General features: G+C 72.2%; 14 protein-coding genes. 4 read left to right on the top strand and 10 right to left on the bottom strand.

What is annotated here, in order from left to right; all coding sequences use genetic code 11:
* Positions 1 to 6: 6 nt before the first annotated feature.
* From arfB to ABZT18_RS15135, 7 genes are all read right to left on the bottom strand, one after another.
* Complete coding sequence (arfB, locus tag ABZT18_RS15165; RefSeq protein WP_354997451.1) at positions 7 to 432, bottom strand: alternative ribosome rescue aminoacyl-tRNA hydrolase ArfB; 426 nt, start codon at positions 430 to 432, stop codon at positions 7 to 9.
* A 34-nt stretch (positions 433 to 466) separates the two neighbouring features.
* Entirely contained in the window at positions 467 to 772 is a 306-nt protein-coding gene (locus ABZT18_RS15160) for a hypothetical protein (protein ID WP_354997504.1), read from the bottom strand.
* Between the two features lie 101 nt (positions 773 to 873).
* Complete coding sequence (locus ABZT18_RS15155) at positions 874 to 1,728, bottom strand: trypsin-like peptidase domain-containing protein (protein WP_354997450.1); 855 nt, start codon at positions 1,726 to 1,728, stop codon at positions 874 to 876.
* 38 nt (positions 1,729 to 1,766) lie between these two features.
* Positions 1,767 to 2,726 (bottom strand): VWA domain-containing protein, encoded by a 960-nt coding sequence (locus tag ABZT18_RS15150; protein ID WP_354997449.1) that lies wholly within the window; start codon positions 2,724 to 2,726, stop codon positions 1,767 to 1,769.
* Entirely contained in the window at positions 2,723 to 3,748 is a 1,026-nt protein-coding gene (locus ABZT18_RS15145) for a DUF58 domain-containing protein (RefSeq protein ID WP_354997448.1), read from the bottom strand. The genes ABZT18_RS15150 and ABZT18_RS15145 overlap by 4 nt, the downstream gene beginning before the upstream one ends.
* The gene (locus tag ABZT18_RS15140) at positions 3,745 to 4,794 is read right to left on the bottom strand and encodes a MoxR family ATPase (protein WP_354997447.1); all 1,050 of its coding nucleotides are present in this window, start codon (positions 4,792 to 4,794) and stop codon (positions 3,745 to 3,747) included. Before ABZT18_RS15140 ends, ABZT18_RS15145 begins: the two co-directional genes overlap by 4 nt.
* Positions 4,795 to 5,097: 303 nt before the next feature.
* Entirely contained in the window at positions 5,098 to 5,601 is a 504-nt protein-coding gene (locus ABZT18_RS15135; protein ID WP_354997446.1) for a hypothetical protein, read from the bottom strand.
* A 427-nt stretch (positions 5,602 to 6,028) separates the two neighbouring features.
* Here ABZT18_RS15135 and ABZT18_RS15130 point away from each other — a divergent pair, with 427 nt between their 5' ends.
* Entirely contained in the window at positions 6,029 to 6,952 is a 924-nt protein-coding gene (locus ABZT18_RS15130; RefSeq protein ID WP_354997503.1) for an endonuclease/exonuclease/phosphatase family protein, read from the top strand.
* An 89-nt stretch (positions 6,953 to 7,041) separates the two neighbouring features.
* On the opposite strand, the gene cimA is transcribed toward ABZT18_RS15130, so the two are convergent.
* Positions 7,042 to 8,625 (bottom strand): citramalate synthase, encoded by a 1,584-nt coding sequence (cimA, locus tag ABZT18_RS15125; RefSeq protein ID WP_354997445.1) that lies wholly within the window; start codon positions 8,623 to 8,625, stop codon positions 7,042 to 7,044.
* A 324-nt stretch (positions 8,626 to 8,949) separates the two neighbouring features.
* Here cimA and ABZT18_RS15120 point away from each other — a divergent pair, with 324 nt between their 5' ends.
* Together ABZT18_RS15120 and ABZT18_RS15115 are read left to right on the top strand one after the other, a co-directional pair.
* A complete protein-coding gene (locus ABZT18_RS15120; protein WP_354997444.1) occupies positions 8,950 to 9,408 on the top strand; it encodes a PRC-barrel domain containing protein in 459 nt (152 codons plus the stop codon).
* A gap of 55 nt (positions 9,409 to 9,463) precedes the next feature.
* Positions 9,464 to 10,201 (top strand): tyrosine-protein phosphatase, encoded by a 738-nt coding sequence (locus ABZT18_RS15115; protein ID WP_354997443.1) that lies wholly within the window; start codon positions 9,464 to 9,466, stop codon positions 10,199 to 10,201.
* A 332-nt stretch (positions 10,202 to 10,533) separates the two neighbouring features.
* Here the strand turns inward: ABZT18_RS15115 and ABZT18_RS15110 are convergent, their stop codons facing one another.
* Together ABZT18_RS15110 and ABZT18_RS15105 are read right to left on the bottom strand one after the other, a co-directional pair.
* Positions 10,534 to 11,631, bottom strand: a complete 1,098-nt coding sequence (locus ABZT18_RS15110) for a branched-chain amino acid aminotransferase (protein ID WP_354997096.1) — start codon at positions 11,629 to 11,631, stop codon at positions 10,534 to 10,536.
* A 163-nt stretch (positions 11,632 to 11,794) separates the two neighbouring features.
* Entirely contained in the window at positions 11,795 to 12,826 is a 1,032-nt protein-coding gene (locus tag ABZT18_RS15105; RefSeq protein ID WP_354997095.1) for a 3-isopropylmalate dehydrogenase, read from the bottom strand.
* 224 nt (positions 12,827 to 13,050) lie between these two features.
* Here ABZT18_RS15105 and ABZT18_RS15100 point away from each other — a divergent pair, with 224 nt between their 5' ends.
* On the top strand, positions 13,051 to 13,893 hold the full coding sequence (locus ABZT18_RS15100; RefSeq protein ID WP_354997094.1) for an FAD:protein FMN transferase: 843 nt from the start codon (positions 13,051 to 13,053) through the stop codon (positions 13,891 to 13,893).
* Positions 13,894 to 14,223 lie beyond the last annotated feature (330 nt).

The following is a 14,223-nucleotide window of genomic DNA, read 5'->3' as shown; positions in this document are numbered from 1 at the left end:
GCCGGGTCAGTCGTCGTCGGTGCGGCGGTCCCGCTTGCGCTGGGACTGGCGCTTCTTCTCGGCCAGCCGGCGCTCCTTGGCCCCACGGGACGGGCGGGTCGCCCGCCGGGGCGGCGGTGGGGGTGCGGCGGCCTCACGCAGCAGCGTGGTCATCCGAGCGCGGGCCGCCTCCCGATTGGCCAGCTGGGCCCGGTGCTCACTGGCGGCGATCGTCAGCACGCCGTCGACCAGGCGGTTGGCCAGCCGGGCCAGCGCCCGCGCCCGCAGCCACTCGGGCACCGACGGCGAGGTGGCCAGGTCGTAGCTCAACTCGACCCGGGAGTCTGCGGTGTTCACGCCCTGCCCACCCGGCCCCGACGAGCGGGAGAAGCGCTCCCGCAGCTCCCCGGCGGGAACGACCCACCGGTCGGTCACCCGCAGTCCGTCGTCCACACCCCGAGGCTAACCCGCGACGACCCGTCGGGGATCATCGGTGCGGGGGCTCGCTCTGCGTCGGAGACGGGCTGGGCGCCGGCCCGGCGGTCTCATCGTCGGAGCCGACCGCGGCGTACGCCACCGCGCCGAAGAGCAGCAGCGCGATCACCCCGGCCTTCACGGCGGCCCCGCGGATCAGCGACCAGGCGCCTCGACGGACGCCCGGCACCGATTTCTTGACGGTCTGGTAATCGGTCCACCCGCGTCGTGCCCGGGCGTACGCCGACCCCACTGCACATCCGATGACCAGGCCCACCAGCAGGAGGACCGTGAGAAGAGGACGCTCCACCTCCGCCATTGTCCATACCGACCGCGATATCTCCATGGCTCGATGCTGTCGCGCCGGATATCTGACAGTGGCAGCGTTCCCAGTGACCGTCGCCAAGCTGTCCGGGCAGCTCAGCCACCCTTGCCGATGATCGTGTCGGCGGTCTGCTGCACCTGTTCGATCGGAATGGCGAACCCGATACCAATCGATCCGTTTCCGTCGATGGTGGCGATGGCGGTGTTCACCCCGACCACCTCCCCGCGGGCGTTCACCAGTGGCCCACCCGAGTTGCCGGGATTGATGGACGCGTCCGTCTGCACCGCACTGTGCCGGTTGTCGCCCAGCCGTACCTGGCGGTCCAACGCGCTGACGATGCCCGCGGTGACCGTCCCGGCCAGGCCGAGCGGCGAGCCCACCGCGAGCACCGGCTCACCGACCCGGGTCGCGCCCGGCTTGGCCAGCGGCAACGGGGTGAGACCGGCCGATGCCGGCACCTTCAGCACCGCCAGGTCGCTGCGCGGCTCCCGGCCGACCACCTCGGCGGCGAACCGGCGGCCGTCGGGCAGCTCCACGGTCACCGGCCCGCCACCCCCCTTGGCCAGAATGTGATCGTTGGTGATCAGGTGCTGCTGGTCGTCCACGGCGAAACCCGAGCCGGTCGCGGACCCGCCGTTCGCACCGCCGGCCAGCACCGACACCACCCCGGGTACGGTCCGCTCGGCCGCGGTGACCAGCTCGGCCGGCACCGGGGCGGCGGACGCCGCAGCCGGGCCCGGAGCCCCGTCCCGTCCGGCGACCACGCCACCGGCGACGGCGCCCGAGACGGCGGAGACCGCCACCAGGGCCAGCGCGGCGAGCAACCGCCGAGGCCGTCGCCCGCCCGGATCACGCTCGGGCGCGTCCCACCACCCGCGCCCGTCCGGGTCGAGTTCCGGTGAGATGAACCAGGGACCGCGCGGTTCGCCCAGTCCGGTCTGCACTGCCATGCGTACTCCTCACGGTCGACGTCAGTTGTGCGCGGCGTTCAGGGCAGCCGGGAGAACCAGCGCATCGAGCCGGCCGCGGCACCCATGGCGAACACCAGTCCGAGGCCGATGAACCGGGCCGAGACGTCCTGCCGCTCGGTGCGGTAGCCGACCGAGCTGCCGATGTCGTCGTAGACGGCGCGCAGCTCATCGGTGGTGCTGGCCTCGTGGAACATCCCGCCGGTCTCCTCGGCGACCGCCTTGAGGGTCTGCCCGTCGACCGGCACCTGGATGGGCCGCCCACCTCGGTCCACGAACCCGGACGGCGTGCCGAAGGAGATGGCGTGCACCGGCACCTCCGCCGTCACCGCCTCCGCCGCCGCCTCCATCGGGTCCATCCCGGACGTGTTGGCACCGTCGGAGAGCAGGATGATCCGGGCCGGTGGCGGTTCCTTCGCGGCCTCGCTGTCCAGGCTCCGGACCGCGCCGAGCGACGTGTTGATGGCCTCGCCGATCGCGGTGCCCTGCACGCCGGTGATCCCCTCGGCGAGCCGGCCGATGCCCTCGTCGAGGGCGTCCCGGTCGGTACCCGGCGGCACGAGCACGGCCGCGCTGCCCGCGAAGGCGACCAGACCCACGTTGAACTCGTCGGGCAGTCCCTCGACGAAACGCCGGGCCGCCTGCTTGGCGGCGGCCAGCCGGTCCGGTTCCACGTCGGTGGCGAGCATCGACGTGGACACGTCCACCGCCACCATCACCGTGGCGCGTTCCCGGGGCACCTGAACCTCGGCGCTGGGGCGGGCGAAGCCGACCACGAGCAGCGCCAGCATGGCCAGGAAGAGCCCGGCCGGGACGTGCCGACGCCAGGCGGGCCGCTCGGGCGCCACCCGGTCCAGCAGCCGCAGGTTGGTGAAGCGGACCGCGTACCGGCTGCGTCCGCGCTGCATCACGAGGTACGCGACGACCAGGGCGAGCACGCCGAGCAGCAGCCAGAGTCGCAGCGGCGACTGCCAGATCACGCGGCACCTCCCCGTCGTTGACCGGCCGGCGCGGCGGCCAGCCGACGCTGGGCGTGCACGTGCCGGACGATGTCCGCGCTCCAGTCCCCGTCGGTGCGCAGCGCCAGGTGGGTGGCCCCGCTGCGACGCAACGCCTGATGGACCTGATCGCGCTGGACGGCGGCGGCCTCGGCGTACCGCTCGCGCAGCCGACGGTCCGAGGTGCACACCTCGCGGCGGCGGCCGGTCTCCGGGTCGACGAGCGTGATCAGGCCGACGTCCGGCAGCTCCAGCTCACGCGGGTCGGTCACCTCGATCGCCAGCACCTGGTGCCGGGCGGCCAGCCGGCGCAGGGTCCGCTCCCAGGGCGCCGGCTGGTCAGGGTGGTCGGGCAGCCCGTCGAGGTAGTCGGAGACCACCACGACCAGCCCACGGCGGTTCGCGATCCGCTCCAGCGCGTCGAGCCCGTCCGCCAGATCCGGCGGCCTGGCCATCGACTCGCGCCCCGGCCGATCGTCGGGCGCGGTGGCGCGCGGGGCCGCGAGCAGCGTGCGGAGCAGAGAAAGCAGATGGGTACGCCCGCTGCGCGCAGGGAAGCGGCGTACCCCGTCGGCACGCAGCACCTGGGCACCGAGGCGGTTGCCGACGCCCGCCGTCAGGAAACCGACCGCCGCGACGGCGGCCACCGCCAACTCCCGCTTGTCCAACTCGGCGGTGCCGAACTCCATGCTGGCGCTGCCGTCGACCAGCAGCCACGTGGTCAGTTCCCGGTCGGCGTCGACCTGCCGGACGTGCGGCACGGCGGTACGGGCGGTCACCGCCCAGTCCATCCGACGGACCTCGTCCTCGCCCGGCCGGTACTCCCGGCTGCCGGCGGGTTCGCTGCCCGGCCCGGGCAGCAGGCCACGGTACTGGCCGTGCAGCAGGCCATTCAGTCGACGCGTGACGGTCAACTCCAGGCGGCGCAGCCGCTGGTCCGGGGTCAGCTCGGCCAGGCCGGGGTCGGCTGGCGCGGCGACCGGCGCTGTGCTCGTACGCCTCATGCCGCCGCCAGGTCCTGGACCTGCTGCGGGTGCCCGGTGGCCAGCCGGGGCGGTGGCACCGCCTCCACCAGCCGACGGACCACGCTCTCGGCCGACACCCCGTCGGCCACCGCGTCGAAGGAGAGCACCAGCCGATGGGCGAGGACGTCCACGGCCAGGTCGCGAACGTCCTCGGGCAGCACGTACTCCCGCCCGCGCAGCAGCGCCTGTGCCCGAGCGGCCGCGACCAGTCCCAGGGTGGCCCGTGGGCTGGCCCCGTACGCCAGCAGAGGAGCGATCTCGGGCAGCCCGAACCGGCCCGGGTCACGGGTGGCGAGGATCAGCCGCACCACGTACTCGGCCAACGCGTGGTGGACGAAGACCCTCTCGGCGTGGGCCTGGAGGTCCCGCAGCCGTTCCGCGTCGAGCACCCGGCGCGGGCTCGGCCGGTCGGTGCTCATCCGGTAGAGGATCGCCAGTTCGTCGGCGTCGCTGGGGTAGTCGACCACCACCTTCATCAGGAACCGGTCGCGCTGCGCCTCCGGGAGCTGGTAGACCCCCTCGGACTCGATCGGGTTCTGGGTGGCCAGCACCAGGAACGGCTCCGGGACGGGCCAACTCCGCCCGCCGATCGAGACCTGCCGTTCGGCCATCGCCTCCAGCAGCGCCGACTGGACCTTGGCCGGGGCGCGGTTGATCTCGTCGGCCAGCACCAGGTTGGCCATGATCGGGCCCAGCTCGATGTCGAAGGTCTCCTTCGAGGCCCGGTAGATCCGGGTGCCGACGATGTCGGAGGGGACCAGGTCCGGGGTGAACTGGATCCGCGAGAAGGTGCCGCCGACCACGGTGGCGAGGGTCTGCGCGGCCAGCGTCTTCGCCACGCCGGGTACCCCCTCCAGGAGGCAGTGCCCGTTGGCGACCAAGGCGGTGAGCAGGCGTTCGACGAGGCGATCCTGCCCGACGATCACGCGTTTGACCTCGAAGAGGGTCTGTTCCAGCTCGACGCCGGTCGGCTCGGGATCGACCGAGCTGGGCTGGCTGGCCAGGGTGTCCGAGATGTCCGTCACGGTGCTTGCTTCCCGGGCAGGTGCCCGGCAAACGTCGGATTGTGCGGCCCGGACCGGCCCGAGGTGACCCGAACAGGGATGAGCCGCGCGTACGGGTGACGATCGGCACGAGTCGACACGGCAAACGCGAGCCGACACGAGTCGCCGCCACGGTGCGTCGGCGAGGCCGGCCGATGGTTGGCAGCCCAGCGGGGCGGCGTTCGGCGTGTCGGGTCGCGCAGCTGCCAACGATCATCGGGACAGCGGCACCCGGACAGTGCGCGGCCCCCGCGCACGAGGCGCGGGGGCCGGACGTCGAGTCGGTCAGGGGAGGTGGACGACCAGGTGGAAGCCCAGGTCGGTCGGGGTGCCGGCCGAGTTGCGGGTCTGGATGAAGACCGCGTTCGGCGTGCTCAGCCGGGGCGCGACCGAGATCTCGCCGGCCGGCGGGACACAGCAGGCGTCACCGCGGCCGATGGTGGCCACGTAGACACCGACGGTGACGTTCTGACCGAACTGGACCTCGTACTGGCCGGCACCGTACTTGATCACGGTGCCGACGCCGCGCGCCTTGGTGCCGTTGGCGTTGACGACGACGATGTTGGTGCTGGCGACGAGCGTCGAGTTGGCCTTCAGCGCGGCCTTCGCCTTGCGTGCCGACTCGGCTGTGACCGGCGGCTGGGCGTTCGTGCCGCGTGCCGCAGGCTGGACGGCCTCCTGCGGCGCCTTCGCCGACGGCTGTGCGACGGCGATGCCCCCACCGGCCAGGCTGAGCGCCAGAACGGCGAACGAAATCGCTGCCACCTTGCGTCGGAAGGATGTTTTCATGACAGGTCCCCCTTGTGTGACCGTGCGGATTCGGCCGACCCGCGGGGCGGGACGGATGACTGCCTATAAATAGGTGGACGACGACAATGAGACCGGAAGAAGCATTCCCACGCGCACCTGGTGAGGTTGATTTCTCAACGATCTAGATCCGGCCTGAGCTGGGCTTACTACTCAGAGTTGCGTCGTTTAGGCCAGGTGGAACGTAGCACCGGAAAAAGCCGAGCGTCAATAGTTGATCTCGCTTTGTCGACCTGTCGGTCAGCCGTCAGATAATTGTGAAATGTGAGCGCATCACCATTCATGAAATGGCGCGAACGGTTCCGCTAGGCTGACCGCTGTGATCGTCGACGCGCCACCCGCTCCGCCTGCGCCACCCGCGCCGACCCGACGCCGCAGTGCTCGGCTCGGCACGGTGCTCTCCTGGTTGATGGTCGTCCCAGCGACCGCCTGGGCCGCCGTCCGGCTGGCCGGCCTGGACCGGGGGCCGTTGGTGCAGGCGCTCGCCTTCACTCCGTACGCCGCGGGCTTCAGTGTGCTGGCTCTGACCCTCGCCCTCGCCCTGCGGCGCTGGTGGCCGGCGGCGGTCGCGGCCTTGGCGGCGGTGGCGTTGCTCGGCGCCGTCGCACCCCGAGCGCTGGCCGCCCCGCAGCCGGTGGTGGCCGGCCCGACCGTGCGCCTGCTCACCGCCAACCTGCTCGCTGGCGTCGGCGACGCGCGGACGCTGGTCGAGCTGGTCCGGCGACACGAGGTGGATGTGCTCACCGTGCAGGAGTTCACCCCGGACGCGCAGGCCGCCCTGGATCGACTCGGGCTCGACCGGCTGCTGCCCCACCGGCAGCTCAACCCGCAGATCGGGACGCCCGGCTCCGGGGTCTACTCGCGATGGCCGATCACCGACGCCGGCGTCCGGCACAACCTCGGCGGGTGGGGCTTCAGTCAGGCGTACGGGACGGTGGCCGTCCCCGGCGCGCCACCGGTGCGCGTCGAGTCGGCGCACCCCTCGGCGCCGTACGCGCTGGACCAGGTCGACGCCTGGCGCGAAGACCTGACCGCACAGCCCCCGGCCACCCCGGATGGTGGCCTGCAGATCCTCGCCGGGGACTTCAACGCCACCCTCGATCACAGCCCGCTACGAGCCCTGCTGCGCACCGGCTACGTCGACGCCGCCGACGCCGCCGGGGAGGGGTTGATCGGCACCTGGGGCCCGTACGACGGTGACCTCATCCCGCCGGTCACCATCGACCACGTCCTGGTCGACCGCCGCATCGCGGTCCGCTCGGTACGGGTGCTCGCCCTACCCGGCAGCGACCACCGCCCCGTCCTGGCCACCCTCCGCCTCCCCACCCCCTGAACCCCCTCGGCGATCTTGCACTTACTGCCCCGACATCGGGTGCAGAAGCCGCGAACGGGCGACAGTAAGTGCAAGATCGCGGGGCCGGGTCAGACGGGGGCCGGGGCCAGACCGTAGGTGAGGGCGTCGATGAGGGCGTGCCAGCTGGCTTCGACGACGTTGGGGTGCACGCCCACGGTGGTCCAGTCGCGGCCGGCACCGTCAGCGGTCTCCAAGAGCACTCGGGTCACCGCGCCGGTGCCGTGGCTGCCTTCCAGGATGCGCACCTTGTAGTCGGCCAGCTCGAAGTGGCGCAGCTGCGGGTAGTGCCGGGCCAGCCCCACCCGCAGCGCCTCGTCGAGCGCGTTGACCGGACCGTTGCCCTCGGCGGTGGCGATCACCCGCTCACCGCGTACCCGGATCTTGACGGTCGCCTCGGAGACCACCGCGCCGTCCTCGCGGTGCTCGACCAACACCCGGTACGACTCCAGCGTGAACGGTCGGGCCGGACCCCCCTCCGGCAACTCGGAGCGGACCAGCAGCTCGAAGGAGGCGTCCGCGGCCTCGAAGGACCAGCCACCCGCCTCCAACTCCTTGACCCGCTTGGTGACCCGGGTCAGCGCCTCCGGACTGCCGGCCAGGTCCAGGCCGAGCTCGCGACTCTTGAGCTCGACGCTGGCCCGGCCGGCCATCTCGGTCACCAGGATTCGCATGTCGTTGCCCACCACCGACGGATCCACGTGGTTGTAGAGCAACGGGTCCACCTTGATCGCGCTCGCGTGCAGCCCCGCCTTGTGAGCGAAGGCCGCGGCCCCGGCGTACGCCTGGTGGGTGTCGGGGGCGATGTTGGCGATCTCGGCGATGGCGTGCGAGACCCGCACCATCTGCGCCAGGCAGCCCTCCGGTAGGACGGGCATGCCCAGCTTGAGTTGAAGGTTGGCGACGACCGCGAAGATGTCGGCGTTGCCCGGGCGCTCGCCGTACCCGTTGGCGGTGCCCTGAACGTGGCGGACGCCCGCCTCCACGGCGGCGATCGTGTTGGCCACGGCGCAGGCGGTGTCGTTCTGGGCGTGCATGCCGAGCAGCCCGGGGTCGAGACCCAGCTTGTCGGTCAGGTCGACGATCACGGCGGTCACCTGGGACGGCAGCATGCCGCCGTTGGTGTCGCAGAGCACCATCCGCTCGGCTCCGGCAGCCAGCGCGGTCTGGACCACGGCCGCGCCGTACGCGGGGTCGTGCCGGTAGCCGTCGAAGAAGTGTTCGCCGTCGACGAAGACCCGTCGGCCCTCGCGGACGAGGTGGCTGACGGTGTCGTGGATCATGGCCAGGTTCTCCGCGCCGGTGGTGCGCAGCGCGCGCTCGACGTGCCGGGTGTCGGCCTTCGCGACCAGCGCCACCGCCGGGGTCTGGGCGTCCAGCAGGGCGCGCACCTGGGGGTCGTCGGCGACCGCGACACCGGCCTTGCGGGTGGCGCCGAACGCGACCAGGACGGCGTTCCGCAGGTCCAGCTCGGTGCGTGCCCGGCGGAAGAACTCGGTGTCCTTGGGCACCGCGCCCGGCCAGCCGCCCTCGATGAAGCCGACGCCGAACTCGTCGAGCAGCCGGGCCACCGCCAGCTTGTCGACCACCGAGTAGGTGAGCCCTTCACGCTGGGCGCCGTCGCGCAACGTCGTGTCGTAGACCTGGAACGTCATCAGGATCCTTTCTCGGAGCAACAAAAAGACCCCCCACGGATGCGGGAGGTCTGCGCGCTCGGCGGAGGGGAGGGCCGGCGCGCTAGGTCGCAATAATCAGGAAGGTGCTGGTCACGAACGCTACTGTGCCACCCCTCCCCCGTATGTGGGAGGAACAATCCACATGGCGGGACGGCAAGCCCGGCACCGGTACGCCCCGACGGACCGTTGCCGCACCCCGCGGCGTCGGCCCGTCGCCGTTTCCGGCCCCCACGGGCCGGGTAGCTCCTGCGGGGACGCACCCACCTACGCCGAGACGATCGGCGACAGTCAGGAGTGAACGGCATGGACAGGATCGATCCGCACGCCACTCACGCCGGGCCGGACCCGCTGCGCGGCGGCGACCAGGGCGCGGTGCCCGGCGGCGCGCCGGCCGGCACGTTCGACCCGTGGCGCTACCGGGACAACGCCGGGGTGGCCGACGCTGACCTGGTCGGCTACAAGGTTGAGGCGACCGACGGTGGAATCGGCAAGATCGACAGCGCCAGTCACGAGGTGGACGGCAGCTTCCTGGTCGTGGACACCGGCCGCTGGATCTTCGGCAAGAAGGTGATGCTGCCGGCCGGCACCGTCAACCAGGTCGACCACGACCAGCGCGCCGTTTCCGTCGACCGGACCCGGGACCAGATCAAGGCCGCCCCGGAGTACGACGAGACCAGCCACAGCGACCCGAGTTACCGGGATCGGCTGGGCGGCTACTACGACGAGACGTACGGGGCGCTCCCGCCCGGCACGGCACGGTAACTGTTCGGCCCGACGGCCGGTGGAGCGCGGCCCCACCGGCCGTTACCGTGTGAGCGTGGACGCCATCGACGACAGCCGCCAGATCTCGTTGCCCGCCACCTTCAACTTCCGCGACGTCGGTGGCTACCTAGGCCACGACGACCGATCCGTACGCCATGGTCGGCTCTACCGCTCCGACTCGCTGCACCGCCTCACCGAGCAGGACCGGGACGCGTTCGCCGCGATCGGCATCCGCACCGTCATCGACCTGCGCCGCCCCACCGAGGTGGAGCGGGACGGCCGGGTGCCGGCCTACCAGGGGCTGACCTACCGGCACATCCACCCGGAGCACGACGACTGGGCGGGCACGCCGCACGAGGAGGGCGCCAGCCTGGCCCGATACCTCGCGGACCGCTACGCCGACCTGGCACAGACCGGCACCGCCGGGCTGGCCGAGGCCGTCGGGCTGATCGCCGACTCCGCCAACGCCCCGGTGGTGGTGCACTGCGTCGCCGGCAAGGACCGCACCGGCATCGTCTGCGCGCTGACCCTCGCCGTGCTCGGTGTCGATGACGCGGACATCGTCGCGGACTACGCGCTCAGCAGCGAGGCGTCGGCCCGATACAGCGCCTGGCTGGCCACCACCGTGGGCGTGGTGAACGTGCCGGCACCGTTCCTGGCCTCACCCGCCGAGGCGATGCAGATCTTCCTCGCCGAGCTACGCGAGGGCCACGGCTCGGTCGAGGCGTACCTGAGCCACGCCGGAGTAACGGACGAGCAGCTCACCGCCCTCCGCGACCACCTGCTCACCTAACCCCGTCGCACCCGACCTCGTCGCGCCTGACCCCGTCGCGCCCCGACCTCGTCGCGCCCCGACCTCGTCGCGCCCCGACCTCGTCGCGCCCCGACCTCGTCGCACCCCGACCTCGTCGCACCCCGACCTCGTCGCACCCCGACCTCGTCGCACCCCGACCTCGTCGCACCCCGACCTCGTCGCACCCTGACCTCGTCGCGCCCCGACCTCGTCGATCTAGGGCATATCGCTGCCAGTGGATCTCCATCCACGACGATATGCCCTAGATCGACGGCGAGGGGGGCGAGGGGGTGGGGTGGGGTGGGGGGTGGGGTGGGGGGTGGGGGGTGGGGTTAGAGGACTTGCTGGACCCAGCTGTGCGGGTCGGGGGCCTTGCCTCTTTGGATGTCGACCAACTGTTGGCGCAGTGCCATGGTGACCCGGCCGGGCTCGCCGCCGCCGATCAGGAACTCGCCGTCCGGGAACTTGACCGCGCCGATCGGGGTGATCACCGCGGCGGTGCCGCAGGCGAACACCTCCCGGAGGCGACCGCTGGCAGCGTCGGCCTGCCAGTCGGCGAAGGTGACCGGCCGCTCCTCGACCGGATGCCCGGCGGCACCGGCGAGCGCGAGGACGGCGTCGCGGGTGATGCCCGGCAGGATCGTGCCGGTCAACGGCGGGGTGACCACCGTGTCGTCGTCGTAGACGAAGAAGACGTTCATGCCGCCCAACTCGTCGACGAACCGGCGCTCCACCGCGTCCAGGAAGACGACCTGGTCGCAGCCGGCCTCGATGGCCTCCGCCTGGGCCGCCAGCGACGCGGCGTAGTTGCCGCCGCACTTGGCCGCGCCGGTGCCGCCCGGCGCGGCGCGGGTGTAGTCCGGAGAGACCCAGACGGTGACCGGCTTGACCCCGCCGGTGAAGTACGCCCCGACCGGCGAGGCGATCACCATGTAGAGGTATTCGTTGGCGGGGCGGACGCCGAGGAAGACCTCGCTGGCGAACATGAACGGACGCAGGTAGAGGCTGCCGTCCTCACCGGTGGGGATCCAGTCCTGGTCGATCTCGATGAGCTTGTGCAGTGAGTCGACGAACACCTCGGGGGGCAGCACCGGCATCGCCATCCGCTGCGCCGAGGTGGCGAAGCGGGCGGCGTTGGCTTCCGGCCGGAACATCGTCACGCCACCGTCGGCCGTCCGGTACGCCTTCAGCCCTTCGAAGATCTCCTGCGCGTAGTGGAACACCGCGCTGGCCGGGTCCATCGGGATCGGCCCGCGCGCCTCCACCCGGGCGTCGTACCAACCCTTACCGTCGGCGTAGCGGACGGTGATCATGTGGTCGGTGAAGACGCGGCCGAACCCGGGGTTGGCCAGCAGGGCGGCCCGGTCGGCGGCGGATACCGGCGCGGGATTCGGACGGATCTCGAAGTCGAGCTTGTCACCACCGCTCATCGCGCTGACCTCCCTGCGGGACAACGGCATGCGGAACCGCACACCGACATGGTTGTGCCAGAAACTTACCCCGAACGGTCGTTCAGCGGTTAGCGCCGCTCGGGCGGGGCGGATTGCCCGCCCGAGGCCGAAGCCGGGACGGTCGCCACTCGGGCCGGGGCGGTCAGGCTACGGCGTGGGCGGCGAGCCGGTCGCCGACCTCTTCGGTACGCAGCGTTACGCCTGGAGTCCGGCTGGCCAGCTCGGCGGCGACCGCCGCGTTGACCCGGGCCGCGGCCTCGGGGTGCCCGAGCTGCTCCAGCAGCAGCGCGGCGGAGAGCACCGCCGCGACCGGGTCGGCGATGCCCTGCCCGGCGATGTCCGGGGCCGAGCCGTGCACGGGCTCGAACATCGAGGGGTAGGCCCCCTCGGGGTTGATGCAGCCACTGGCGGCCAACCCGATCCCGCCGGTGACGGCGGCGGCGATGTCGGTGAGGATGTCGCCGAAGAGGTTGTCGGTGACCACCACGTCGTAGCGCTGCGGCTGGGTGACCAGGAACATGGCGGCCGCGTCGACGTGCTGATACTCGGTGGCGACGTCCGGGTGCTCGGCGGCGACCGCGTCGAAGGTGCGCGCCCAGAGCGACCCGGCGTGGGTGAGGACGTTGGTCTTGTGCACCAGGGTCACCTTGCGCCGCTCCCGGCGGTCGGCGCGGGCGAACGCGTCGCGGATCACCCGCTCGACGCCGTGCCGGGTGTTGAGGCTCTCCTCGGTGGCGACCTCGGCGGGGGTGTCACGGTGCAGCGAGCCACCGGCGCCGGCGTACAGCCCTTCGGTGCCCTCGCGTACCACCACGAGGTCGACCTCGCCCGGCTTCACGTTGCCCAGTGGGCCGGCGACCCCGGGCCAGAGCCGGGACGGGCGCAGGTTGACGTACTGGTCGAAGGCGAACCGGAGCTTGAGCAGCAGCCCCCGCTCGAGCACCCCCGGCGGAACGGTCGGGTCACCGACCGCGCCGAGCAGGATCGCGTCGTGCCCGGCCAGCTCGGCCAGCACCGAGTCGGGCAGCACCTCTCCGGTACGGTGCCAGCGGGCGGCGCCGAGGTCGTACTCGGTGGCCTGCACGCCGGGCAGTACCGCGTCGAGGACCTTGCGGGCCTGTGCGACCACCTCAGGCCCGATGCCGTCCCCGGCCACCACCGCGATCCGCGCCACGACCGCACTCCTCTGCTCAACGGTTCCGTCCGGGCAACGGTACGTTGCCGTCCCGCCTCCCGGTACGCGGCGTCCAGAATTTGGGACGTGCGGATGCACAGCACCCTCACAGCGAAGACTCATGAGGTGGTCATCTCCGCTGCATACCGTGGTGGTCAGCGGGTCACGGGGCCTGCTGACCGGGGTCGCGACGACGCGACGCCAACTGCGAGGGGGCAGATGCCATGCGCATCGACGAGCAGCCGCGGACCCGCTGGCCGGACACATCCGCGTTCCGCAACCGCCGGCCGGACCTTCGACTCGGCAGCCGCCGGCACCGAATCGACCCGTCCGGTGCCGCCGAGGGCCGGATCGCGGTGCAGCACACCGTACGCACCGCGACCGGCGAGTACACCCTCCTCCTCAACGCCCCTGAGTGGCTCGGCCGCCGGGGCGTGGGCGAGGCACTGCGGGACAGCGTCGCTGAGCTGCGCGCGATCGACCTCACCTACGGCCCCAACCGCCCGGAGAGCCTGGTCTCCCGGCTGCGTCGGGGCGAGATCAGCCCTGACTCGTACCCCCCTCTTGCCGACCTGGTGGACCGCTGCACGGCCATGCGCGCCGCCACCGACGGGTGGTTCGACGCCTGGGCGGTGCCCGGCGGCTTCGACCCGGGCGGTCTGCTCGGCGGCTGGGCGGTGGAACGCGCCGCCGAACGGCTCCGTGCCGCCGGCATCCACGACTACGCCGTACTCGCTGGAGCTGACCTGGTCGTCCGCGGTCACGCACCGCACGGCGGGCCATGGCGGGTCGCGGTGCACCACCCGACCGCACCCGAGCGCGCACCGCTGGTGTTGGAGATGACCGCTGGCGCGGTCGGCACCTCCGGGGTCACCGGGCGGCAGGGACACGTGGTTGACCCGCACACCGGCGAGCCGGCCGACCATCTCGTCGCCGCCACCGTCGTGGGCCCCGACCTCACGATCGCTGACGCCTACGCCACCGCGCTCTACGCCGCCGGCCCCACGGGCCTGGCGTGGTTCCGTGGCAACTCCGACTATCGCGCGCTCTTCGCTCACCGGCGCTGAGCGGGACGTCGTCGCACCGAGCCCGCTTCCCGCGGCGCTCCGGCCCGATTCGCACCTCGGCCGCCCTCGGACGGCCGGTCGGGCCTGCGATCGGCCCCCACAGTCTCGGCAACGACCATGGGGGCCGGTCAGCGACGAGTGCGCGTGGCTCGCACAATCGAGGGGTGCGGACCGGTCGGGCCGGACGTCGACCGCGCCACCCGAAGACGGGCCGGCGCCTCGAACTCGGCCAGTGACCGCAGTGCGTACGCTAGCGAATCGACGCAACTCGACGCAAGAGTCTCCACAGCGGACTGTCGTCATCGGAGTCTGGGGGGCGCAGCGGTTGAC

It is taken from the genome of Micromonospora sp. NPDC005291 (assembly GCF_040607415.1).
GTDB lineage: Bacteria > Actinomycetota > Actinomycetes > Mycobacteriales > Micromonosporaceae > Micromonospora.
Note: the sequence above shows the minus strand (reverse complement) of the source record. Positions and strands in the feature narration are given on the sequence as shown.